At 72.2% G+C, this 24,128-nt stretch carries 20 protein-coding genes; 14 read left to right on the plus strand and 6 right to left on the minus strand.

Features of this window, described 5'->3' with window-relative positions; translation table 11 throughout:
* Positions 1-204: 204 nt before the first annotated feature.
* Positions 205-471: a 30S ribosomal protein S20 gene (gene rpsT, locus AB0958_RS05160; RefSeq protein ID WP_046733201.1), complete on the minus strand. Its 267-nt coding sequence runs from the start codon at positions 469-471 to the stop codon at positions 205-207.
* 253 nt (positions 472-724) lie between these two features.
* Here rpsT and lepA point away from each other — a divergent pair, with 253 nt between their 5' ends.
* Both lepA and AB0958_RS05170 read left to right on the plus strand, forming a co-directional pair.
* A complete protein-coding gene (gene lepA, locus AB0958_RS05165) occupies positions 725-2,599 on the plus strand; it encodes a translation elongation factor 4 (protein ID WP_366888922.1) in 1,875 nt (624 codons plus the stop codon).
* Between the two features lie 272 nt (positions 2,600-2,871).
* Positions 2,872-4,743: an AMP-dependent synthetase/ligase gene (locus tag AB0958_RS05170; RefSeq protein WP_366888923.1), complete on the plus strand. Its 1,872-nt coding sequence runs from the start codon at positions 2,872-2,874 to the stop codon at positions 4,741-4,743.
* Between the two features lie 85 nt (positions 4,744-4,828).
* Here AB0958_RS05170 and AB0958_RS05175 read toward each other — a convergent pair whose 3' ends face one another.
* Positions 4,829-5,389: a response regulator gene (locus tag AB0958_RS05175; protein WP_366888924.1), complete on the minus strand. Its 561-nt coding sequence runs from the start codon at positions 5,387-5,389 to the stop codon at positions 4,829-4,831.
* A 341-nt stretch (positions 5,390-5,730) separates the two neighbouring features.
* Between AB0958_RS05175 and AB0958_RS05180 the strand changes: the two genes are divergently transcribed.
* Together AB0958_RS05180 and hemW are read left to right on the plus strand one after the other, a co-directional pair.
* Complete coding sequence (locus AB0958_RS05180) at positions 5,731-7,791, plus strand: SpoIIE family protein phosphatase (protein ID WP_366888925.1); 2,061 nt, start codon at positions 5,731-5,733, stop codon at positions 7,789-7,791.
* Between the two features lie 79 nt (positions 7,792-7,870).
* On the plus strand, positions 7,871-9,103 hold the full coding sequence (hemW, locus tag AB0958_RS05185) for a radical SAM family heme chaperone HemW (protein WP_366888926.1): 1,233 nt from the start codon (positions 7,871-7,873) through the stop codon (positions 9,101-9,103).
* Between the two features lie 143 nt (positions 9,104-9,246).
* Here the strand turns inward: hemW and AB0958_RS05190 are convergent, their stop codons facing one another.
* A complete protein-coding gene (locus AB0958_RS05190; protein WP_366888927.1) occupies positions 9,247-10,062 on the minus strand; it encodes a DUF3097 domain-containing protein in 816 nt (271 codons plus the stop codon).
* A 34-nt stretch (positions 10,063-10,096) separates the two neighbouring features.
* Positions 10,097-10,819 (minus strand): MBL fold metallo-hydrolase, encoded by a 723-nt coding sequence (locus tag AB0958_RS05195; RefSeq protein WP_366888928.1) that lies wholly within the window; start codon positions 10,817-10,819, stop codon positions 10,097-10,099.
* Positions 10,820-10,993: 174 nt separating this feature from the next.
* Here AB0958_RS05195 and hrcA point away from each other — a divergent pair, with 174 nt between their 5' ends.
* From hrcA to AB0958_RS05245, 10 genes are all read left to right on the plus strand, one after another.
* Complete coding sequence (gene hrcA, locus AB0958_RS05200) at positions 10,994-12,010, plus strand: heat-inducible transcriptional repressor HrcA (RefSeq protein ID WP_366888929.1); 1,017 nt, start codon at positions 10,994-10,996, stop codon at positions 12,008-12,010.
* Complete coding sequence (gene dnaJ / locus AB0958_RS05205) at positions 12,011-13,147, plus strand: molecular chaperone DnaJ (protein ID WP_046733194.1); 1,137 nt, start codon at positions 12,011-12,013, stop codon at positions 13,145-13,147.
* A 77-nt stretch (positions 13,148-13,224) separates the two neighbouring features.
* A complete protein-coding gene (locus tag AB0958_RS05210) occupies positions 13,225-14,343 on the plus strand; it encodes a nitronate monooxygenase (RefSeq protein WP_366888930.1) in 1,119 nt (372 codons plus the stop codon).
* A complete protein-coding gene (locus tag AB0958_RS05215; RefSeq protein ID WP_366888931.1) occupies positions 14,340-15,098 on the plus strand; it encodes a 16S rRNA (uracil(1498)-N(3))-methyltransferase in 759 nt (252 codons plus the stop codon). Before AB0958_RS05210 ends, AB0958_RS05215 begins: the two co-directional genes overlap by 4 nt.
* Positions 15,099-15,148: 50 nt before the next feature.
* Positions 15,149-15,541 carry a VOC family protein gene (locus tag AB0958_RS05220; protein WP_366888932.1) on the plus strand — a complete coding sequence of 131 codons (393 nt, stop codon included), beginning with the start codon at positions 15,149-15,151 and terminating at the stop codon, positions 15,539-15,541.
* A gap of 75 nt (positions 15,542-15,616) precedes the next feature.
* A complete protein-coding gene (locus AB0958_RS05225; RefSeq protein ID WP_366888933.1) occupies positions 15,617-16,180 on the plus strand; it encodes a hypothetical protein in 564 nt (187 codons plus the stop codon).
* Between the two features lie 46 nt (positions 16,181-16,226).
* Positions 16,227-19,472, plus strand: coding sequence for a S41 family peptidase (locus tag AB0958_RS05230; RefSeq protein WP_366888934.1), 3,246 nt, complete (start codon positions 16,227-16,229; stop codon positions 19,470-19,472).
* A 142-nt stretch (positions 19,473-19,614) separates the two neighbouring features.
* Positions 19,615-19,968: a histidine triad nucleotide-binding protein gene (locus tag AB0958_RS05235; protein WP_366888935.1), complete on the plus strand. Its 354-nt coding sequence runs from the start codon at positions 19,615-19,617 to the stop codon at positions 19,966-19,968.
* Positions 19,969-19,974: 6 nt separating this feature from the next.
* Complete coding sequence (locus tag AB0958_RS05240) at positions 19,975-20,880, plus strand: ribonuclease Z (protein WP_366888936.1); 906 nt, start codon at positions 19,975-19,977, stop codon at positions 20,878-20,880.
* Positions 20,881-20,900: 20 nt separating this feature from the next.
* Positions 20,901-21,893, plus strand: coding sequence for an adenosine deaminase (locus tag AB0958_RS05245; RefSeq protein ID WP_366888937.1), 993 nt, complete (start codon positions 20,901-20,903; stop codon positions 21,891-21,893).
* Here the strand turns inward: AB0958_RS05245 and AB0958_RS05250 are convergent.
* Positions 21,890-23,071, minus strand: a complete 1,182-nt coding sequence (locus tag AB0958_RS05250) for an MFS transporter (RefSeq protein WP_366888938.1) — start codon at positions 23,069-23,071, stop codon at positions 21,890-21,892. The two genes, AB0958_RS05245 and AB0958_RS05250, sit on opposite strands and share 4 nt — an antisense overlap.
* 262 nt (positions 23,072-23,333) lie before the next feature.
* Positions 23,334-24,110: an IclR family transcriptional regulator gene (locus AB0958_RS05255; RefSeq protein ID WP_366888939.1), complete on the minus strand. Its 777-nt coding sequence runs from the start codon at positions 24,108-24,110 to the stop codon at positions 23,334-23,336.
* Positions 24,111-24,128 lie beyond the last annotated feature (18 nt).

Consider the following 24,128-nt stretch of genomic DNA (forward strand, 5'->3'; position numbering starts at 1 on the left):
CCGCGAAGGTCCCGCCGGGAGCGCGCATGACGAAGGCCCCGTCCGTCGCCCTGGGGAAGGGCGGGGGCGGGGCCTTGCCGTACAGCTGTCGAGTCCGTTCCCGCGTGGCGAACGCAGGCCGCGAACAGACTCTGGGTGCCGGTCGGGAGCGGATGAGAGAGGGCCCGCTCTGGGTCCTTCCGGCGGTCAGATCAGGGAAGAGGTTCAGCCCTGGAGGGAAGCGACCTTGGAAGCAAGCGCCGACTTCTTGTTGGCGGCCTGGTTCTTGTGGATGACGCCCTTGGAGACGGCCTTGTCGAGCTGACGCGCGGCAGCGCGCTGGAGCTCGGTGGCCTTCTGGACGTCGCCCGCGGCGGCGGCCTCACGGGCCTTGCGGATCGCGGTCTTCAGAGACGACTTGACGGCCTTGTTGCGCAGCCGGGCCTTCTCGTTGGTCTTGATCCGCTTGATCTGGGACTTGATGTTCGCCACGAATGAGCCTTTTCAGGTTCTGGTACGGGCCAGGAGTTCTCCACGCAACGAAGGCATGGAGGAGTCCGGATCCCCTACCGGGTGTCTTCTGATTGACGTGCCTCGTGCTGAGAGGGCATGAGACACAGCTGCCCAGAGTAGCAGTGGGGCGGCGGCCAGCCCAAACCGTGCCCCGGTCGCTCTCCATGGGACCATGGAGGCTACGTATAGATCCGACCCGAGGCATAAGGCGCCTCAAGAGACAGGACCCTGCGTGCCCGCGACCCCTAACAATGTGCCCGAGCCGAGCCGTACCGCCCCGGCTCTGATCCGCAATTTCTGCATCATCGCGCACATCGACCACGGCAAGTCCACGCTCGCCGACCGGATGCTCCAGCTGACCGGTGTGGTCGAGCAGCGGCAGATGCGTGCTCAGTACCTCGACCGGATGGACATCGAGCGCGAGCGCGGCATCACGATCAAGTCCCAGGCGGTGCGTCTGCCCTGGGCCCCCACCGAGGGCCCGGACCAGGGCAGCACGCACATCCTCAACATGATCGACACTCCGGGGCACGTCGACTTCACCTACGAGGTGTCGCGGTCGCTGGCGGCCTGCGAGGGGACCATCCTCCTCGTCGACGCCGCCCAGGGCATCGAGGCGCAGACCCTCGCCAACCTCTACCTGGCGATGGAGAACGACCTCACGATCATCCCCGTGCTCAACAAGATCGACCTGCCGGCCGCGCAACCGGAGAAGTTCGCCGAGGAACTGGCGAACCTGGTCGGCTGCGAGCCGGACGACGTGCTGCGGGTCTCCGCGAAGACCGGTGTCGGTGTCGACGCGCTGCTCAACAAGGTCGTCAAGGAGATCCCGGCGCCGGTCGGTGTCGCCGACGCGCCCGCCCGCGCCATGATCTTCGACTCGGTCTACGACTCCTACCGCGGTGTCGTGACGTATGTCCGCGTCATCGACGGCCAGCTCAACAAGCGCGAGCGCATCAAGATGATGTCGACCGGCGCCACGCACGAGCTGCTGGAGATCGGGACGAACTCGCCGGAGATGCTGGCCGCGGACGGCCTGGGCGTCGGTGAGGTCGGTTACCTGATCACCGGTGTGAAGGATGTCCGGCAGTCCAAGGTCGGTGACACCGTCACCAGCCAGAACAAGGGCGCCACGGAGGCCCTGGGCGGCTACAAGGACCCGAAGCCCATGGTCTTCTCCGGGCTGTACCCGCTCGACGGCTCCGACTACCCGGAGCTGCGCGAGGCGCTGGACAAGCTGCAGCTCAACGACGCCGCTCTCGTCTACGAACCGGAGACCTCCGCCGCCCTCGGCTTCGGCTTCCGCGTCGGCTTCCTCGGCCTGCTGCACCTGGACGTGATCCGGGAGCGGCTGGAGCGCGAGTTCGGTCTCGACCTCATCGCCACCGCGCCCAACGTGGTCTACCGCGTGGTCATGGAGGACCGGACCGAGTACACGGTCACCAACCCGAGCGAGTTCCCCGAGGGGAAGATCAACGAGGTGTACGAGCCCGTCGTACGGGCCACGATCCTCGCGCCGACCGAGTTCATCGGCTCGATCATGGAACTGTGCCAGACCCGGCGCGGCACCCTGCTCGGCATGGACTACCTGTCCGAGGACCGGGTCGAGATCCGGTACACCCTGCCCCTCGCGGAGATCGTCTTCGACTTCTTCGACCAGTTGAAGTCGAAGACGCGTGGTTACGCGTCGCTGGACTACGAGCCCACCGGTGAGCAGACCTCCAGCCTGGTCAAGGTCGACATCCTGCTGCACGGCGACAAGGTCGACGCGTTCTCGGCGATCACCCACAAGGACGCGGCCTACGCGTACGGTGTGCGGCTCGTCGCCAAGCTGCGCGAACTCATTCCGCGGCAGGCCTTCGAGGTGCCCATCCAGGCGGCCATCGGCTCCCGGGTCATCGCCCGTGAGACCATCCGCGCCATCCGCAAGGACGTCCTCGCCAAGTGCTACGGCGGTGACATCTCGCGTAAGCGCAAGCTGCTGGAGAAGCAGAAGGAAGGCAAGAAGCGGATGAAGATGGTGGGTTCCGTGGAGGTTCCGCAGGAGGCCTTCATCGCCGTCCTCAGCAGCGATGACAGCGCGGGTTCGGCCAAGAGCAAGAAGTAACCGCGGGTAACGATCGGTCGCGTCCGCAAAACAGGTGCAACAGGGGTCCGCCGTACGAAAACGCGGCGGGCCCCTACGCGCCCGTAGGGTCGCTCTGCGTGGAAGATGCGGGGAAACAGACAGGCCGATGCCTCTTACGCACAGCCCGGCCGCGGCTTACTCTGATCCCTGCTCGATAGTTACTCGCGAGTTAAACAACCAGCGTCAGCCCCACCGTGAGTAAACCCAGCCGCACTGAGCCAGCCGCACCGTCGCGGGTCCCGGAGGATGTCGTGAGCGACACACAGACACTGATCGAGAACCGACCGCCGTCCGTGGCGGCCCTCTTCCTTGATCGGGTGGCGGCCACACCGGACGCCGAGGCCTACCGCTACCCGGTACCCGCCTCCGGTCAGGGCCCCGACGACTGGAAGTCGCTCAGCTGGGCGCAGGCCGCCGAACGTGTCTACGCCATCGCGGCCGGTCTCATCGAACTGGGCATCCAGCCCGAGCAGCGGGTCGCGCTCGCCTCCGCCACCCGCGTCGAGTGGATCCTCGCCGACCTCGGCATCCTGTGCGCCGGCGCGGCCACCACGACCGTCTACCCGCAGACCAACGCCGAGGAGTCGGCGTTCATCCTCTCCGACTCCGGGAGCCGGGTGCTGATCGCGGAGGACGCGGCGCAGCTCGCCAAGGCCGTCGAGAAGCGCGCCGAACTGCCCGAGCTCACCCAGGTCGTCGTCATCGACCCGGCCGGCGTCGAGACCGGCGACTGGGTGATCACCCTGCCCGACCTGGAGGCGCGCGGCGCCGAGTACCTGCGCACGCACCCCGAGCTGATCAAGGAGCGGGTCGGCGCGATCACCAAGGACCAGCTGGCCACGCTCATCTACACCTCCGGCACCACCGGCCGCCCCAAGGGTGTGCGGCTGCCGCAGGACAACTGGTCGTACATGGCGAAGGCGATCGCCGCGACCGGACTGATCAGCAGCGAGGACGTGCAGTACCTGTGGCTGCCGCTCGCCCACGTCTTCGGCAAGGTGCTCACCTCCGGGCAGATCGAGGTCGGTCACGTCACCGCGGTCGACGGCCGCGTCGACAAGATCATCGAAAATCTCCCGGTCGTGCAGCCGACCTACATGGCCGCCGTGCCCCGCATCTTCGAGAAGGTCTACAACGGCGTCGCGGCGAAGGCCCGCGCGGGCGGTGCCGCCAAGTACAAGATCTTCCAGTGGGCGGCCGAGGTCGCCCGCGAGTACGCCAAGGTCACCCAGGACAACTTCCGCCGCACCGGTGCCGCGACCGCCCCCTTCGGCCTCGCCGCCAAGCACAAGGTCGCCGACGGCCTGGTCTACTCCAAGCTGCGCGAGGCGTTCGGCGGACGGCTGCGGGCCTGTGTCTCCGGTTCCGCCGCGCTCGCGCCCGAGATCGGCTACTTCTTCGCCGGCGCCGGCGTGCACATCCTGGAGGGCTATGGCCTCACGGAGTCCTCGGCGGCGTCCTTCGTCAACCCCGGCGAGGCCTACCGGACCGGCACGGTCGGCAAGCCGCTGCCCGGCTGCGAGGTGCGGATCGCCGACGACGGCGAGATCCTGCTGCGCGGCCCCGGCATCATGCAGGGCTACCACGGGCTGCCCGAGAAGACGGCCGAGGTCCTGGAGAGCGACGGCTGGTTCCACACCGGTGACATCGGTGAGCTGTCGCCCGACGGCTATCTGCGGATCACCGACCGCAAGAAGGACCTCATCAAGACGTCCGGCGGCAAGTACATCGCGCCGGCCGAGGTCGAAGGACAGTTCAAGGCGGTCTGCCCCTACGTCTCCAACATCCTGGTGCACGGCGCCGACCGGAACTTCTGCACCGCGCTGATCGCCCTCGACGAGGCCGCGATCCTGGAATGGGCGAAGGAGAACGGCCTGGACGGCACGTCCTACGCCGAGGTCGTGGCCGCGCCGGTCACCGTCGAGATGGTCGACGGATACGTCAGGCAGCTCAACGAAGGTCTCCAGAAGTGGCAGACCATCAAGAAGTTCCGGCTGCTCCCGCGGGATCTCGATGTCGAACACGGGGAGATCACGCCCAGTCTGAAGCTGAAGAGGCCGGTCGTGGAGCGGGAGTACAAGCACCTCATCGACGAGATGTACGCCGGTACCCGGGAGGCCTAGGACCTGGGGTCACGGGTCGGATCCTGGTCGGAAGGGGCGCGCGGCAACCGGTCGTGCGGCTTCCCTGCGTCCCTTCGCGTCCGCGTCAGTGCGATCTGGTCCTGCTCAACAGTCGCCGAAGTTTTCCGGCTTCTTCTTTCAGCACTGCTACATCGACGGGTTCCTCGGACAACCGGGCCTCCATGACCGCCAGCCGTCTGCTCAACTCGCCGAAATCGGCCTGTTCCCGTGCCAGCAGTGCCTCCAGTTGCTGGTTCTTGCGGTGAAGTTCCAGGAAGACGTTCACCTTCGCCCGCAGCACCCACGGGTCGAACGGCTTCGCCAGGTAGTCCGCCGCGCCCGTCGCATAGCCGCGGAACGCGTACCCCGCCTCCTCGTCCGCTCCCGTCAGGAAGATGATCGGGACGTCCTTCGTCCGGTCGAGGCGTTTGATGTTCGCGGCTGTCTCGAAGCCGTCCATGCCCGGCATGCGGATGTCGAGGAGGATCACGGCGAAACGACGGAGCAGGAGAGCGTTCATCGCCTCCTCGCCGGACCGCGCCCGGACCATCGGCTCGTTCAACGAGCCGAGGACGGCTTCCAGTGCGGTCAGGTTGTCCTCCAAGTCGTCGACCAGGAGGATGCCGGCCCGCTCGTCAGCGATCATTGCTCCGTCCGTTCGGTCGTCGGCCGCGCCGCCGCTCCTGCCGTCGGGGCGTTCGTCCGGGCGGTCAGGGCCTGCCGGCTCCCGTCTCACGCGCCGCGTTCCGGTGCCGAAGCGAACGCCGGGCCGTGAGTGTCCCGCGCGGCGGTCGTCGCGGCGAGCGGAGGGCGCACGTCGGATGCTCGGAGTTGTTCCGGTTTCTGTCCGTCTTCGAGCACACGCGTAGCACTGTTCTCACTCATGACGGCCCACTTCGGTAACTCGGTGCTTATGGGCGCAGTCAGTCTGTCACTCTGTCCGCATCCGTCGGGATGTATTCGTCCGAACTGCTCGGGGAGCTGGACATGGGGGCCATACCCACGCAACGGGAGACCGTCTCCCGGGTCCGCGAGGCGCCTGCGCGCGACGAGGCGCCCGCCCGCGACGAGGCGCCCGCCCGCGACGAGGCGCCCGCCGCCGACGCAGCGCACGACAGCGCCGTCCCGCGCGCGCAAGGATGCGCGACCCTGTCCGGCAGCCCCCTGGCTCCCGGTTCCGCCCGCGCGCTGGTGCGCGCCTCCCTGGACGAGTGGAGCGCCTGCGGACTGCTCGGCCGGGACCAGCTGCGTCTCGCCGAGGACGTCATGGTCGTCGTCAGCGAACTCGTCACCAACGCCGTGGTGCACGCGGGCACCGACGTCGAGATCGGCTGGTGGCTGGAGCAGTCCGTCCCCGACGGGCGCGACCTGCGCGAACGCGACGAAGAGTTCGCGTTCGTCGTCGAGGTGACCGATCACCATCCCTCCCGGGCGCCCCGCGACCACGCGGGCGAGACACCGTACGAGACGCCGGAGTACGGGCGCGGGCTGCGGCTGGTCGCCACGCTCGCCGAGTCCTGGGGGGTGACGTACCGCACCGGTGCGAAGTCCGTGTGGGCGCGGCTGACCGGCCGCGGCGGCACCCTGCCCGACGAGCAGGAGCTGAGGGTCGCCGAGATCCTCGCCCCCGAGCCCGCCGAGCCCGCCGAGCCCGCCGAGCCCCCCCAGCCCCCCCAGCCCCCCGCGCCGTCGGCCGCGCCCGACCAGGGATGCCCGCACCGCCCCGAGAGGGACCGCAACTGGCTGAACCGGGGCGCCCTGACCTTCCTCGCGGAGGCCTCCGACCTGCTCGCCGGGCAGCTCGACGAGAACCTGGTGGCCGCCCTCACCGGCCAGCTGATCGTGCCCAGGCTCGCCGACTGGTGCGCGGTGTGGCTGGAGGACGAGGCGACCGTACGCGGCGGCTGGAACGACCCCACGGGCGCCGGCGGGCCGCGGCTGGCACGGGTCTGGCACGGCAGCGAGAACCGCATCGAGGAACTGCGCCGGGCCCTGGAGAAGGACCCGCCTGGCACCAAGGAGGGCCTGCGGTCGGGGCCCGAGCCCTACTCCTGGCCCGGCACGGCGCTCGGCCCGCAGGACGCCCACGGCGCGGCGCTCGCCTACCGGCTGATCGCGGGCGGCCGGCCGCTCGGCACGCTCGTCATCGGACGCTCAGGACCGGACGGCTTCCCCGACGAGATCACCGGCCTGGTCGAGGACTTCGGCCGCCGGGTCGCCCTGGCCATCGGCGCGGCACGCCAGTACGCCCGGCAGGCCACCATCAGCGCCGTCCTGCAGCGGGGGCTGCTGCCCGGGGCGGTCGCCGAGATCCCGGGCGTCGCCAGCGCGCTCGTCTACGAGCCCTGCGACAAGGGCGGCCCCAGCGGCGACTTCTACGACCTCTTCCCGGCGAGCGACGGCCGCTGGTGCTTCGCCGTGGGCGACGTCCAGGGCAAGGGGCCCGAGGCGGCCGTCGTCATCGGCCTGGCGCGGCCCTGGCTGCGTCTGCTCGCCCGTGAGGGCTACCGGGTCGCCGACGTCCTGGACCGGCTCAACCAGCTGCTCCTCGACGACGCCACCGAGGCAGCCGACGCCGCCGCCCGGGCCCTGGTCGCCGCCGGTGGCCACCTGCCGCCCGGCGATGGCCCGCAGACCCGGTTCCTGTCCCTGCTGTACGGCGAACTGATCCCCCTCGAAGGCGGCGGTGTGCGCTGCACCCTCGCCTCCGCCGGGCATCCGCTGCCGTTGCTGCTCGGCCCCGACGGCCGGGTGCGCACCGCGGCCCGGCCGCAGACGCTGCTCGGGGTCGTCGAGGACGAGACGTACACCAGCGAGACGATCGAGCTCGCGCCGGGCGACAGCCTGCTGTGCGTGACGGACGGGGTCACGGAGCGTCGCTCCGGTTCCCGGCAGTTCGACGACGGGGACGGGCTCGCCCGGGCGCTGGCCGGCTGCGCGGGGCTGAGCGCCGAGCTGATCGCCGAGCGGATCAGGCGGCTCGTCCACGAGTTCGGCGGTGGCCAGCCCGAGGACGACCTGGCGCTGCTGGTGCTCCAGGCGCAGTGACGGCGCGGTGACCGGCGCCGTCCGGGCACGCGCGCGTGCACGGACATCCGTACGCGGCGAGTACGGGACAATGGGGGACATGCCTTCCGCACTTCCCGACGGCGAGCCGGTCCCGGACGACGGCGCGCTCCCGGCGTCCGCGCTGGCCGGCGCCGCCGGCCGCCCCCTCGGGTTCTACCTGCACGTCCCGTACTGCGCGACCCGCTGCGGCTACTGCGACTTCAACACCTACACGGCGACCGAGCTGCGCGGCACCGGTGGGGTGCTCGCCTCCCGCGACAACTACGCGGACACGGTGGCCGACGAGGTCAGGCTGGCCAGGAAGGTCCTCGGGGACGACCCACGCGAGGTGCGGACCGTGTTCGTCGGGGGCGGTACGCCGACGTTGCTGGCCGCCGGTGATCTCGTGCGGATGCTGGGCGCGATCCGGGACGAGTTCGGGCTCGCGGCGGACGCGGAGGTCACCACGGAGGCGAACCCGGAGTCCGTCGACCCGGCGTATCTGGCGGCCCTGCGGGAGGGCGGCTTCAACCGGATCTCCTTCGGCATGCAGAGCGCGCGGCGGCACGTCCTGCGGGTACTGGACCGTACGCACACGCCCGGCCGTCCCGAGGCGTGCGTGGCCGAGGCCCGCGCGGCCGGGTTCGAGCACGTCAACCTGGACCTGATCTACGGCACGCCCGGCGAGTCCGACGACGACTGGCGGGCCTCCCTGGACGCGGCGATCGGAGCCGGCCCCGACCATGTGTCGGCGTACGCGCTGATCGTCGAGGAGGGCACGCAGCTGGCGCGGCGGATCCGCCGGGGCGAGGTGCCGATGACCGACGACGACGTGCACGCCGACCGGTACCTGATCGCCGAGTCGGTGCTGTCAGGGGCGGGTTTCGACTGGTACGAGGTGTCCAACTGGGCGACCTCGGAAGCGGGCCGCTGCCTGCACAACGAGCTGTACTGGCGGGGCGCCGACTGGTGGGGCGCCGGGCCGGGTGCGCACTCGCACGTGGGCGGGGTGCGCTGGTGGAACGTCAAGCATCCGGGGGCGTACGCGGCGGCGCTGGCGGCGGGGCGGTCGCCGGGGGCCGGACGCGAGGTCCTGTCGGACGAGGACCGGCGGGTGGAGCGGATCCTGCTGGAGCTGCGGCTGCGGGACGGGGTGCCGCTGGCGCTGCTGAAGGAGGAGGGGCTGGCGGCGGCGCGGCGGGCGCTGGGGGAGGGGCTGCTGGAGAGCGGTGCGTACGACGCGGGGCGGGCGGTGCTGACGCTGCGGGGCCGGTTGCTGGCGGACGCGGTGGTGCGGGACCTGGTGGACTGAGCGGGAGGACGTCAGGCCCCACCGCTGCCGAGGTCGGGCCCCACCGCTGCCGACGTCGGGCCTCACCGCTGCCGAGGTCAGGCCCCACCGCTGCCGACGTCGGGCCCCACCGCTGCGGAGGTCAGGCCCCACCGCTGCCGACGTCAGGCCCCACCGCCGCCCGTGACGAAGTCGATCAGTTCCTCCACGCGTCCCAGCAGTTCCGGCTCCAGGTCCTTGTAGGAGCCCACGCGCGCGAGGATCGCCTGCCACACCGCGCCCGTGTTGTCCGAGGGCCAGCCCAGCGCCCGGCACACGCCCGTCTTCCAGTCCTGGCCGTGCGGGACGCGGGGCCAGGCGTCGATCCCCAGGGACGCCGGTTTCACCGCCTCCCAGATGTCGATGTACGGGTGGCCGACCACCAGGGCGTGCTCCCCGGTCACCGACTGGGCGATGCGCCACTCCTTCGTGCCCGGCACCAGGTGGTCCACGAGCACCCCCAGCCGGGCGTCCGGGCCCGGTGCGAATTCGGTCACGATCGACGGCAGGTCGTCGACGCCCCCCAGGTACTCCACGACCACGCCCTCGATGCGCAGGTCGTCGCCCCACACCTTCTCGACCAGTTCCGCGTCGTGGCGGCCCTCCACGTAGATGCGGCCCGCGCGGGCGACACGCGCGCGGGCGCCGGGGACCGCGACCGAGCCGGAGGCGGTACGGGAGGGGCGTGCCGGGCCCCCGGCGGAGGGCCGTACGAGGGTGACCACCCGGCCCTCCAGGAGGAAGCCGCGCGGCTCCAGCGGGAAGACGCGGTGCTTGCCGAAGCGGTCCTCCAGGGTGACCGTGCCCGCCTCGCAGCGGATCACCGCGCCGCAGAAGCCCGTGCCGGGTTCCTCCACCACCAGGCCGGGTTCGGCGGCCACCTCGGGCACCGGCTTCGGCTTCTTCCACGGCGGGGTCAGGTCGGCGGAGTACTGGCGCATTCGGATGACGATAGGAGAAGCGGGTCGGGTGTGCCTACGACACGCCGAAACGCGCCGCCAGGGCGTCGCGTTGGGCCCGTACGAACGCCGCGTCGACCACCGCTCCGTGACCGGGGACGTACAGGGCGCGGTCACCTCCGAGGGCCAGCAGGCGGTCCAGGGCCGCGGGCCAGCGCGCGGGTACGGCGTCGGGGCCGGCCTGCGGGTCGCCGGACTCCTCCACGAGGTCGCCGCAGAACACCACCTCGGGGTCGCCGGGGACGAGGACCACGAGGTCGTGGGCGGTGTGGCCGGGGCCCACGTTGGCGAGCAGGGCCTGGCGGCCGCCGCCCAGGTCGAGGGTCCACTCGCCGGAGACCGGGTGGCGGGGCGCGGGCAGGGCGTCCGCCGCGTCCTCGGCCTCCGAGGCGGGCAGGCCGCCCCGTACCGCGTCCAGGCGCAGCCCCTCACGGTCGTGGGCGAGGACGGCCTCCGCGCCCACCGCCGCGTACAGGTCCGCGCCCGCGAACGCCGCCGCCCCGAGGACGTGATCGAAATGGGGATGGGTGAGCGCGAGATGGGTCACACGGCGGTCGGCGAGCGCCTGCGCCTGGGTGCGCAACCGCGCGCCCTCCGCGAGGCTCGACCCGGCGTCCACCATGAGGGCCGTACCCGCCCCGAGGACCAGCCCCGCCGTGCAGTCCCAGCCGGGCAGCCGGCACCGGCCGACCCCTTCGGCCAGCCGCTCCCAGCCCAGCTCTTCCCAAGTCACCGTCATACCGCGACGCTAGCCGCAGAACGCGGCGGGTCCGTACCGTCCCCGTACCGACCTTGCCCAGTCGGTACCCGACGGCCGTACACTGGGCCGGGGACGCTGGCACTCGGGCTCGCAGAGTGCCAGACGAAAGACCCGAAAGGCCGCGGGGACGACTTTCTGGAGGTGTGGCGCGGGATGCTGAGTGAACGCAGGCTCCAGGTGTTGCGCGCCATCGTCCAGGACTACGTCGGCACCGAGGAGCCGGTGGGTTCGAAGGCGCTGACCGAACGGCACAACCTCGGTGTCTCGCCGGCGACCGTCCGCAACGACATGGCCGCCCTGGAGGACGAGGGGTACATCGCCCAGCCGCACACCAGTGCGGGGCGGATCCCCACCGACAAGGGCTACCGGCTGTTCGTCGACAAGCTGGCCGGTGTCAAGCCGATGACCGCGCCCGAGCGGCGGGCCATCCAGAACTTCCTCGACGGCGCCGTCGACCTCGACGACGTCGTGGCGCGGACGGTCCGGCTGCTGGCCCAGCTGACGCGGCAGGTGGCCGTGGTGCAGTACCCGTCGCTGACGCGGTCGACCGTGCGGCACGTGGAACTGCTCGCGCTCGCCCCCGCGCGGCTGATGCTGGTGCTGATCACGGACACCGGGCGGGTCGAGCAGCGGCTGGTCGACTGTCCGGCGCCGTTCGGGGAGGCGTCCCTGGCGGATCTGCGGGCGCGGCTGAACAGCCGGGTCGCGGGCCGCCGGTTCTCGGACGTGCCCCGGCTGGTGGAGGACCTGCCGGACGCCTTCGAGGCCGAGGACCGCGGTACGGTCGCGGCGGTGCTCTCCACCCTGCTGGAGACGCTCGTCGAGGAGAACGAGGAGCGGCTGGTGATCGGCGGTACCGCCAATCTCACCCGCTTCGGACATGACTTTCCCCTCATGATCCGGCCCGTCCTGGAGGCTCTTGAGGAGCACGTGGTGCTCCTCAAGCTCATGGGCGAGGCGGGGGATTCGGGCATGACCGTGCGCATCGGTCACGAGAACGCCCACGAGGGACTCAACTCCACGTCCGTGGTGTCGGTCGGTTACGGTTCGGGCGGCGAGGCACTCGCCAAGCTCGGCGTGGTCGGACCGACCCGCATGGATTACCCGGGAACGATGGGAGCGGTAAGAGCGGTGGCACGGTACGTCGGACAGATCCTGGCGGAGTCGTAAGTGGCCACGGACTACTACGCCGTTCTCGGCGTGCGCCGCGACGCGTCGCAGGAAGAGATCAAGAAGGCCTTCCGCCGGCTCGCGCGCGAGCTGCACCCGGACGTCAACCCGGATCCGAAGACCCAGGAGCGGTTCAAGGAGATCAACGCCGCCTACGAGGTGCTCTCCGACCCGCAGAAGAAGCAGGTCTACGACCTCGGCGGGGACCCGCTGTCGCAGAGCGGCGGCGGGGGCGCGGGCGGCTTCGGCGCCGGCGGGTTCGGGAACTTCTCGGACATCATGGACGCGTTCTTCGGCACGGCGTCGCAGCGCGGTCCGAGGTCGCGGACGCGGCGCGGCCAGGACGCGATGATCCGGATCGAGGTCGAGCTCGACGAGGCGGCCTTCGGCACGACCAAGGACATCCAGGTCGACACGGCGGTCGTCTGCAACACCTGCAACGGTGAGGGCGCGGCGCCGGGCACCACCGCCCAGACGTGTGACATGTGCCGGGGCCGCGGTGAGGTCTCGCAGGTGACGCGGTCGTTCCTGGGCCAGGTCATGACCTCGCGGCCGTGCCCGCAGTGCCAGGGCTTCGGGACGGTCGTGCCGACGCCGTGCCCCGAGTGCGCCGGTGACGGACGGGTACGGTCGCGGCGGACGCTGACCGTGAAGATCCCGGCGGGTGTCGACAACGGCACCCGGATCCAGCTCGCCGGAGAGGGCGAGGTCGGCCCGGGCGGCGGACCCGCCGGTGACCTGTACGTCGAGATCCACGAGCTGCCGCACTCCACGTTCCAGCGGCGCGGGGACGACCTGCACTGCACGGTGACCATCCCGATGACGGCGGCGTCCCTCGGTACGAAGGTGCCGCTGGAGACGCTGGACGGGCTGGAGGAGGTCGACATCCGGCCGGGCACGCAGTCCGGGCAGTCGATCCCGCTGCACGGCCGCGGGGTCACGCACCTGCGGGGCGGCGGCCGGGGCGACCTGATCGTCCACGTGGAGGTGACGACTCCCACCAAGCTCGACCCGGAGCAGGAGCGGCTGCTGCGGGAGCTGGCGAAGCTGCGCGGAGAGGAGCGGCCGACGGGGCAGTTCCAGCCGGGGCAGCAGGGATTGTTCAGCCGGCTGAAGGACGCGTTCAACGGGCGCTGACGGGCCGCGACATTCCTGGCATGTGCCAATGCGGCGGCCGATTCGGTCTTGTTCGGAGGACGTGACAACATGCCGTCATGTCCTCCGCACTGACCGATCTCTGCCGCTTTCCGATCGTGCAGGCCCCCATGGCGGGCGGCGCCTCGGGTCCGCAGCTCGCCGCCGCCGTGTCCGAGGCGGGCGGCCTGGGGTTCCTGGCCGCCGGGTACAAGACCGCCGACGGGATGTACCAGGAGATCAAACAACTGCGGGGACTGACCGGCCGTCCCTTCGGCGTGAACCTCTTCATGCCGCAGCCCGAGTACCCCGGTGCAAGCACCGGCTCCACCGGAGCGGCCAACGCCGCGCCCCCTTCTGGGGCCGTGGACCTCTACGCGCACCAGCTGGCCGGTGAGGCCGCCTGGTACCGGACCGAGCTCGGTGACCCGGACAGCGGCCGGGACGACGGGTACGACGCGAAACTCGCCGTCCTCCTCGACAACCCGGTGGCGGTGGCCTCCTTCCACTTCGGTGTGCCGAGCCGCGAGGCCCTGGACTCCCTGCGCCGGGCCGGCACCTTCACCCTCGTCACCGCGACCACGGCCGAGGAGGCCCTCGCCGTCGAGCGGGCCGGTGCGGACGCGGTGATCGCGCAGGGCGTCGAGGCCGGCGGTCACCAGGGCACCCACCGGGACGTCCCCGAGAACGACGGCTCCGGGATCGGGCTGCTCGCCCTGGTCGCCCAGATCCGGGAGACCGTGAGCCTGCCCGTGGTCGCCGCGGGCGGGATCATGCGCGGCAGCCAGATCGCGGCCGTGCTCGCGGCGGGCGCGAGCGCCGCCCAGCTGGGCACGGCCTTCCTGGCCACCCCCGAGTCCGGCGCCCCCGACCTGCACAAGCAGGCGCTGACCGATCCGCTGTTCACGCGGACCGAGCTGACCCGGGCGTTCTCCGGGCGGCCCGCCCGCGGCCTGGTCAACCGTTTCCTGCGCGAGCACGGCCCGTACGCGCCCGCCGCCTACCCGGAGGTCCACCACCTCACCGCCCCGCTGCGCAAGGCCGCCGCCCGGGCCGGGGACGCGCAGGGCATGGCGCTGTGGGCCGGGCAGGGCCACCGGCTGGCCCGGGAGCTGCCCGCCGGCCGGCTCGTGGAGACCCTCGCGGAGGAACTCGCGGCCGCGTCGACAGCGTTGTCGACCAAGGAGGAGGGGCGATGACAGCGCCCGTGTTCGTCGTCGAGCGGTTCCCCGCGGACCTCGCGGAGGGCGGCGGCCAGTACGTCCTGGACGGCCCCGAGGGGCGGCACGCGGTCTCCGTGAAGCGGCTGGAGGCCGGCGAGGAGGTCGTGCTCACCGACGGCGCCGGACGCCACGCCGTGTGCGAGGTGGTCGCCGCCGAGGGCAAGGACCGGCTCGTGGTGCGCCTGGGCACGGTGACCGAGGAGCCCGCGCCCGCGCCCCGGATCACCGTGGTGCAGGCGCTGCCCAAGGGCGACCGCGGGGAGGTCGCCGTGGAGACCATGACCGAGGTCGGCGTCGACGCGATCGTGCCCTGGCAGGCCGCCCGGTGCATCACCCAGTGGAAGGGCGACCGGGGGCTCAGGTCGCTCGCCAAGTGGCGGGCGACCGCCCGCGAGGCCGGCAAGCAGTCCCGCCGGGTGCGCTTCCCCGAGGTCGCGGACACGGCGTCCACCAAGCAGGTCGCGGCGCTGCTCGCCGGCGCCGCCTTCGCCGCCGTGCTCCACTCCGACTTCGAGCACGACAGTGCGCCGCTCGCCACCGCCGAACTGCCCGCCGAGGGCGAGATCGTGCTGGTCGTCGGGCCCGAAGGGGGCGTGGCCCGGGACGAGTTGGCGCTGTTCGAGGAGGCGGGTGCGCGGGCGTACACCCTGGGGCCTACGGTGATGCGTACGTCGACCGCCGGCACCGCGGCCGCGGCCCTGCTGCTGGGCCGCACCGGCCGGTGGTCCTGACCCGCACGACAGCCGCACCGCACCCGCACGACCTCCTGGGGGAACGCGCCGTGGAACTCGCCCAAGTCCGGCTCCTGGTCACCGACTTCGCCGCCTGCTACCGCTTCTACTCCGACGTGCTCGGGCTGAAGCCGCAGTCGGCGGCGAGCGAGGGGCCGTACGAGAAGTTCAGTCCGCACGCCGGGTCCGCGGGGATCGCCCTGCAGGACCGGGCGATGATGGCCGAGACACTGGACGAACTGGGGGACGCGGCGACCGGGCACCGCTCGCTGGTGGTGCTGCGCGTCGACGACCTGGACGCCTACTGCGAGCAGATCACCTCACGCGGTGCGGTCCTGGTGCACGGGCCGGCGCCGATGACGCAGCGGATGCGGGTCGCCCACCTGAAGGACCCGGAGGGGAACCTGGTGGAGCTCCAGGAGTGGCTGCTGCTGCGCACCTGAGGGTGACGGCTGCGAACAACTGAGTGGCCGTAAGCCCCCTACCGCCACGGCCGGGACGGTGGCAGGCTGCCCTCCATGGGGGCTTTGAGGCGGATTCGGCGCCGGCCGCGCGGCAGCAGGGCGGCGGCCGTGGCGGGGCTCACGGTGGTCGCCGCGGGCGTCCTGGTGGGCTGTCGGCCGAGCGACCTGAACACCGCGACCGTCGCCTACACCACCGACCAGACGGCCACCGCCGAGCTGAAACGGCAGCACGTCGACGTCAGTTGGCTCACCTGCACCGGCAGCTACGGCACGGCGGGCGCGTCCGGCTCGGCGACGAGGACGCCCTCGGCGTCCGAGACCACCGTCGTCTCCGTCGACTGCAAGGGCAGGACCAAGGACGGGCGGCCGATCACCGTCACCGGCCGGGTCACCAAGGCGGTCAGCGGTGCCTGTGTGCGCGGCGACCTCGTCGCGAAGGTCGGCGGCAAGGAGTGGTTCCGGGTGAACGGCCTCGGGAACTGCGACGCCACGCCCGGCCCCGCGTACAGCACCTACCGGCCCCCCACCTACGGGCAGCGGCCCGGCCCCACCGTGACCGTGACGAGGACGATCTGGTGCCAGGGTGACCCCACCTGCTGGCCCGTGCAGGGAAAGTGATCGAAATCGGCCCCGGCGGACGGACCCCGCTGCATAGGCTGAGCGGGTGACTCAGGGTGCAGCGACAGGACCGCGGTCCTACCTCCGATTTCCCCACGTCCACGGCGATCTGATCGCCTTCACCGCTGAGGACGACGTGTGGCTCGCGCCCCTCGACGGCGGCCGGGCCTGGCGGGTCAGCGCCGACAACGTGCCGGTGACCCTGCCGCGCATCTCGCCCGACGGCACCACGGTCGCCTGGACCTCCACCCGCGACGGCGCCCCCGAGATCCACGTCGCTCCCGTCGACGGCGGTCCCTCGACCCGCCTGACGCACTGGGGGAGTTCCCGTACCCAGGTGCGCGGCTGGACCGACGACGGACGGGTCCTCGCGATCACCACCTACGGTCAGTCCAGCCTCCGGCGCAGCTGGGCCCACGCGGTCCCGCTCGACGGCGGACCGTCCACCGTCCTTCCGTACGGCCCGGTCGGGCATGTGGCCCACGGGCCCGCCACCGTGCTGCTGTCCGCGCCGATGGGCCGCGAGGCGGCCTGGTGGAAGCGGTACCGGGGCGGTACGGCCGGGAAGCTGTGGATCGACCGGGACGGCGACGGCGAGTTCGTACGGCTGCACGCCGAACTCGACGGGAACCTGGAGTACCCCGAATGGGTCGGCGACCGGCTCGCGTTCCTCTCCGACCACGAGGGCACCGGGGCGTTGTACTCCTCCCTGGCCGACGGCTCCGACCTGCGCAGGCACACTCCCCTTGGGGGCACCTCCCGCTCGAGCGAAGCCGAGAGTGGGGGAGGCTTCTACGCCCGGCACGCGGCGAGCGACGGCACCCGGGTCGTCTACGCCTCGGCCGGTGAACTCTGGCTCCTGGACGACCTGGAGGGCGCCGAGCCGCGCCCGCTGGACGTCCGGCTCGGCGGGCAGCGGGTGGACCGGCAGCCGTACCCGGTCGACGCGGCCCGCTGGTTCGGTTCCGCCTCGCCCGACCACACCGGGCGCGGCAGCGCCGTCCTGGTGCGCGGCGGCGTGCACTGGGTGACCCACCGGTCCGGTCCGGCGCGCGCCCTCGCCGCCCGGCCCGGGGTGCGGGCCCGGCTGCCCGTCACCTTCCGCGCGGACACGGAGGAATGGGTGGTGTGGGTGACGGACGCCGAGGGCGAGGACGCCCTGGAGTTCGCGCCCGCCACCGGCCTCGCCCCCGGCTCCACCCCGCGCCGGCTCGCCGTCGGACAGCTCGGCCGGGTCCTGGACCTCGCCGTCGCCCCCGACGGCAGCCGGGTCGCGGTCGCCGCGCACGACGGCCGGCTGCTCCTCGTCGAACGCGAGACGGGCGAGGTCCGCGAGGTCGACCGCAGCGAGGACGGCGACGTGTCCGGGCTGGCGTTCTCCCCCGACTCCGGCTGGCTCGCCTGGTCCCACCCCGGCGCGGGCGGGCTCTGCCAGCTCCGCATCGCCCACACCACCGACCTCACCGTCACCGAGGCCACCCCGCTGCGGTTCCGGGACTACGACCCCGTCTTCACCCGCGACGGCAAGCACCTCGCCTTCCTCTCCACCCGCTCCTTCGACCCGGTCTACGACGAGCACGTCTTCGACCTGGCCTTCGTGGTCGGCGACCGCCCGCACCTGATCACCCTCGCGGCCACCACCCCCTCGCCGTTCGGCCCGCAGCGCCACGGCCGCCCCTTCGAGACCCCCGACAAGGACGAGACCCCGGACGCCGAGGGCACCCCCGCCACCCGCATCGACCTGGAGGGCCTCGCCGACCGGATCGTGCCGTTCCCGGTGGAGGCCGGCCGCTACTCCGGGCTGCGGGCCGCCAAGGACGGTGTCCTGTGGCTGCGCCACCCGGTGCGCGGTGTCCTCGGCGCCTCCCGTGCCCACCCCGAGGACCCGTCGCCCAAGACCGAGCTGGAGCGCTACGACCTCGCCCAGCAGCGCATCGAGTACCTCGCCTCCGACGCCGACCGCTTCGAGGTCAGCGGTGACGGCAAACGCGTCCTGCTCCGGGCCGACGGCAAGCTCAGGGTCGTACCCAGCGACCGCCGCGCCTCGGGCGACGACGACAGCGACACCAACATCACCGTCGACCTGACCCGGATCCGGGCGAGTGTCGACCCGGCCGCCGAGTGGCGGCAGATGTTCGACGAGACCGGCCGCATCATGCGCGACCAGTTCTGGCGGCCGGACCTCGGCGGTGTCGACTGGACCGGTGTGCTCGACCGCTACCGTCCGCTCGTCGACCGGTGCGCCACCCACGACGACCTGGTGGACCTGCTCTGGGAGGTGCAGGGCGAACTCGGCACCTCGCACGCCTACGTCACCCCGCGCAGCGGCCACGGCGGCGGCGCCCGGCAGGGCCTGCTCGGCGCCGACATCTCCCGGCACGAGGACGGCAGCTGGCGCATCGACCGGATCCTGCCCACCGAGACCTCCGACCCCGGCGCCCGTTCCCCGCTGGCGGCGCCCGGCGTCGCGGTGCGTCCCGGCGACGCGATCGTGGCCGTCGCCGGCCGTCCCGTCGACCCGGTGACCGGCCCCGGCCCGCTCCTGGTCGGCACCGCGGGCAAGGCGATCGAACTGACCGTGTCCCCGGCCGGCGGCGGCGACCTGCGCCACCCCGTGGTCGTACCCGTCTTCGACGAGGAGCCCCTGCGCTACCACGCCTGGGTCGCCGACCGCCGCGCCCACGTCCACGCCTCGTCCGGTGGCCGTCTCGGCTACCTCCACGTCCCCGACATGCAGGCGCCCGGCTGGGCCCAGATCCACCGTGACCTGAGCGTGGAGATGGCCCGCGAGGGCATCGTCGTGGACGTCCGCGAGAACCGCGGCGGCCACACCTCCCAGCTCGTGGTGGAGAAACTGGCCCGCCGCATCGTCGGCTGGGACCTGCCGCGCGGCATGCGCCCGCAGAGCTACCCGCGGGACGCGCCGCGCGGCCCGGTCGTGGTCGTCGCCAACGAGTTCTCCGGCTCGGACGGCGACATCGTCAACGCGGCGATCAAGGCCCTGGGGATCGGCCCGGTGGTCGGCACCCGCACCTGGGGCGGCGTCATCGGCATCGACAGCCGCTACCGCCTGGTCGACGGCACCCTGGTCACCCAGCCGAAGTACGCGTTCTGGCTGGAGGGCTACGGCTGGGGGGTGGAGAACCACGGCGTCGACCCGGACGTGGAGGTCGTCCAGACCCCCCAGGACTGGGGCGCGGGGCGGGACCCGCAACTGGACGAGGCCGTCCGCCTCGCACTGGAGGCATTGGAGAACAGCCCCGCGAAAACACCGCCGGTGCTGCCGACGTAAAGGGGCGCGGGGCTGTGTCGACATGCGGCAACCGCACCAACCAAGGGGCGCGGGGAACTGCGCGACCAGCCCTCACCGAACCGCACCCGACGACGATACGATGCCCCGGAAGATCGCTCACGGTGCCCAGGAAGGAAACGGCATGCCAGGGGAACCCCAGGACGACTGCCTCTTCTGCAAGATCGTCGCAGGCCACGTCCCCGCGACGATCGTCCGGGAGACGGACACCACCGTCGCCTTCCGGGACATCAACCCCCAGGCCCCCACCCACGTCCTGGTGATCCCCAAGGTCCACTACAAGAACGCGGCCGAACTCGCCGAGGGCGAACCCGCGATCGCCGCCGACATACTGCGCGAGGCCCAGGCCGTCGCCGACGACGAGAAGCTGGACAGCTACCGCGTCGTCTTCAACACCGGCACCGGCGCCGGCCAGACCGTCTGGCACACCCATGCCCACGTCCTCGGCGGCCGCGGCCTGCACTGGCCGCCCGGATAGCCGGCCGTGTCCGTACGTGAACTGGTGATCCTCGGCACGGCCAGCCAGGTGCCCACCCGGCACCGCAACCACAACGGCTACCTGCTGCGCTGGGACGGCGAGGGCATCCTCTTCGACCCCGGCGAGGGCACCCAGCGGCAGATGCTGCGCGCCGGGGTCGCCGCCCACGACCTGAACCGGATCTGCGTCACCCACTTCCACGGCGACCACTGCCTCGGCCTCGCCGGGGTCGTCCAGCGCATCAACCTCGACAGGGTCCCGCACCCGGTCACCGCCCACTACCCGCGCTCCGGGCAGCGCTTCTTCGACCGCCTCCGGTACGCCACCGCCTACCGGGAGACCGTCGGCGTCACCGAGGTCCCCGTCGACGCGGACGGCGACCTCGCGGTCACCCGGTCGTACCGGCTCGAGGCCCGCCGGCTCTCCCACCCCGTCGAGTCCTACGGCTACCGGCTCACCGAACCCGACGGCCTGCGCATGCTGCCCGAACGGCTCGCCGCGCACGGCGTCACCGGCCCCGACGTGGGCCGGCTCCAGCGCGAGGGCGTCCTCGGTGACGTCACGATCGACCAGGTCAGCGAGGTGCGGCGCGGCCAGCGGTTCGCGTTCGTCATGGACACCCGGCTCTGCGAGGGGGTGCACGTCCTCGCCGAGGGCTGCGACCTGCTCGTCATCGAGTCGACCTTCCTCGACGAGGACGCCTCACTCGCCGCGGAACACGGCCACCTGACGGCCGGACAGGCGGCGGCCGTCGCCCGCGACGCCGGCGTACGTCACCTGGTCCTGACCCACTTCAGCCAGCGCTACGCCGACCCCGAGGAGTTCGGACGGCAGGCACGGGCCGCCGGCTACGACGGCCAGTTGACCGTCGCCCACGACCTGCTCCGAGTGCCGGTCCCGAAGCGCAGGTGAAACGGCCGTACGATGCTCTGATGCCCCTCCCGAAAGCAGAACTGCACCTCCACATCGAAGGCACCCTGGAGCCCGAGCTGGCGTTCATGCTGGCCGCGCGCAACGGCATCGAACTGCCGTACCCGGACACCGAAGCGCTCCGCAAGGCGTACCAGTTCGAGGACCTCCAGTCCTTCCTGAACCTGTACTACGACCTGATGGCCGTCCTGCGCACCCAGCAGGACTTCGACGACCTCGCCGACGCGTACCTCTCGCGGGCCGCCGCGCAGGGCGTGCGGCACGCGGAGATCTTCTTCGACCCGCAGGCGCACCTCGCCCGCGGGGTGTCCATGGACACGGTCGTGGAGGGCCTGTGGCGGGCGCTCGACCGGAGCGTCCACAGCCACGGGATCTCCACCCGCCTCATCATGTGCTTCCTGCGCGACGATTCCGCCGAGTCGGCGATGGCGACGCTGGAGGCCGCGAAGCCGTACCTGGACCGGATCACCGGTGTCGGACTGGACTCCGCCGAGGTCGGGCATCCGCCGGTCAAGTTCCGCGAGGTGTACGAGGCGGCCGCCGCGCTCGGGCTGCGGCGGGTGGCGCACGCCGGTGAGGAGGGCCCGCCGGAGTACATCACCGAGGCGCTGGACGTGCTCGGCGTGGAGCGCGTCGACCACGGGCTGCGCTGCATGGAGGACCCGGAGCTGGTGGAGCGGCTGGTGCGGGAGCGGATCCCGCTGACGCTGTGCCCGTTCTCGAACGTCCGGCTGCGCGCGGTCGACGCGCTCGCCGACCATCCGCTTCCGGCCATGATCGAGGCCGGGCTGCTGTGCACGGTCAACTCCGACGACCCCGCGTACTTCGGCGGGTACGTCGCCGACAACTACCACGCCGTGCGCGACACCCTGGGCCTGTCCCGGGAGCAGATGCGGGAGCTGGCCCGCAACTCCTTCCTCGCGTCCTTCCTGGAGGACGACGAGGAACTGCGGGCCCGCTACCTCGCCGAGGTGGAGGCCTACGAGTTCGGTTAGGCGGCCACGTCCAGCCGTACCGTCCCGTCGGTGAGCGCGGGGTGCGTCGCGACGGTGGTGGTCCTGCGGCGCAGCGCCACCGCCGTCAGCGGTACCGCGACCGCGAGCAGGCCCACCGCCAGGACCGTCCCCATCGCCGGGAAGCCCGCCCGGGCCGCCAGCAGGCTGCCGGTCATCGGGCCGACGGCCGTGCCCAGCGACGACGCCGACCCGACGAGCACCGCCCAGCGGCCCCGCGGGTCCAGGGCGGCGGCCAGGCCGATGACGTACGACAGGACGACCGGGTAGAGCGAATTCCAGGCGATCTCGCCGGACGCGAACGTCGTCAGGTCGGTGGCGGACGCGCTGAGCGCGATGCAGCCCGCGATCAGCACCGTGCCGAGCCCGATCGGCAGGGCCTGGCCGAGCCGCGGGCCGAGCACGCCCGCGCCGACCACGCCCAGCAGGCCGAAGCCGAGCGCCACGGCGAACACCGCGCCGACGGTCGCCTCGCTCAGGTGCGCCTGGGCCAGGCCGATCCGGCCGCTCACTCCCCACAGCGAGTTCTGCGCGGCGGACCAGCAGGGCATCGCGGCGGCCAGCAGCAGTCCGGAGCGCAGGTGGGGCAGGCGCGGGCCGGCGGTGACGGCGACGGTCCCGGCCGTACGGGGGGTCAGTCGCGCGGTGAGCGGCCAGACCGCGAGCGCGGTGAGCGCGATCGCGGCGAGGGGCTGCGCGTGGCCCGGGCCTAGGTGCGGGACCGTCAGGTAGACGGCACCGGCGAGGGCGGACACGGCGAGCAGGCCGAGGGTGGTGACGCGGTGCGGGTCCTTCTGGGCGGCGATGCCGGTGGCGGCGACCGCGGTGACCGTGCCGGAGCCGAAGCCGCCGACGACCGCGCCGGCCACGACCGCCGGGAGGTGGGTGGTGAGGGCCGCGCCGCCGTAGCCGAGGGCGGCGAGGAGCAGGCCGACGCGGGCGAGCGTGCGGGGACCGAAGCGGTCCACGCGGGAGGCGAGCAGGAAGCCGGCCGCCGCGGAACTCAGCAGCAGGGCGCTGCCGATGGCGCCGGCCTCGGTGGGGGTGAGGGGGAGCCCGGAGTCGAGTCTGCCGACGGTGGTCGGCAGGAGGTACGGGGCGAGGTACCCGGCCGTGAACAGGGCGACGAGGGGCCAGGGGGTGGTGCGGGGGGCGGACACGGGCGTTCCCAGGCATGCGAAAGGAGCGGTTCAGGACGGGGGTTGGGCGCAGGCCGTCGAGGGACAGGAACGCGCGGGCAATTTGTATCAAGCGCCGGGGGATCGAAGAAGCGCGGGGGGTGTGATGTGGGTCATGTTCGGTTTCGGGGGCGGGGCAGGGGGTAGCAGCGCCGCGCGCCGTGGGGGAGCGGTGCGTTGGCGGGTGCGGCCCGGTGGTGGTTGCTCGCGCAGTTCCTCGCGCCCCTGACGGGGGCGCTTTGTGCTAGCGCCAGTCGACTGTGCCGCCCGGTGTGGCCGATTCGATTCTGGTGCGGGTCTCCCGCATCACCTCGACGATGCGGGCCTCGTGTTCCGGTGTCAGGCGGGCCACCGGTACCGAGCAGCTGATGGCGTCCTGGGCCGGGGTGTCGTAGCGGAGGGCGAAGCCGAAGCCGGTGATGCCGAGGACGCCCTCCTCGCGGTCGGTCGACCAGCCGCGGGCGCGGACCCCGGCCAGGTCGGCGGCGAGGCCGGCGCGGGTCGTTCGGGTGTTCGCGGTCAAGGGCTCGTACGGGCCCTCGGGCAGCTCGCCGTCGGGGCGTTCCGCGAGGAGGGCCTTGCCCAGGGCGCCCGCGTGGGCCGGGAGGCGGCGGCCCACCCTGCTGATCGTGCGCAGGTATTCGTGGGACTCCCGGGTCGCCAGGTAGACCACGTTCGCGCCGTCCAGGCGGCCCAGGTGGATCGTCTCGCCGAGCGCCTCGGACGCCTCGTCGAGGAAGGGGCGTACGAGGCGGACGCGCGGGTCGGAGTCCAGGTAGCTGGTTCCGGTCAGCAGGGTGCGGATGCCGATGCCGTAGAGGGAGCCGGTGGCGTCGGTGCGGACCCAGCCGCGGGCGATCAGGGTCTGCAACAGGGCGTACATCGAGCTGCGCGGGACGCCGAGTTCGGCCGCGAGTTCCTGGAGGCGGGCCGGGCGGTCGGCGCGGGCCGCGAGCAGCTCCAGCAACTCCACCGTGCGCGCCGCGGACTTCACCTCGCGGACGCCTGCTGTCTCGGACATGTGCAGATCGTACGGGGC

This window comes from Streptomyces sp. NPDC006655 (genome assembly GCF_040703965.1).
Classification (GTDB): Bacteria; Actinomycetota; Actinomycetes; order Streptomycetales; family Streptomycetaceae; genus Streptomyces.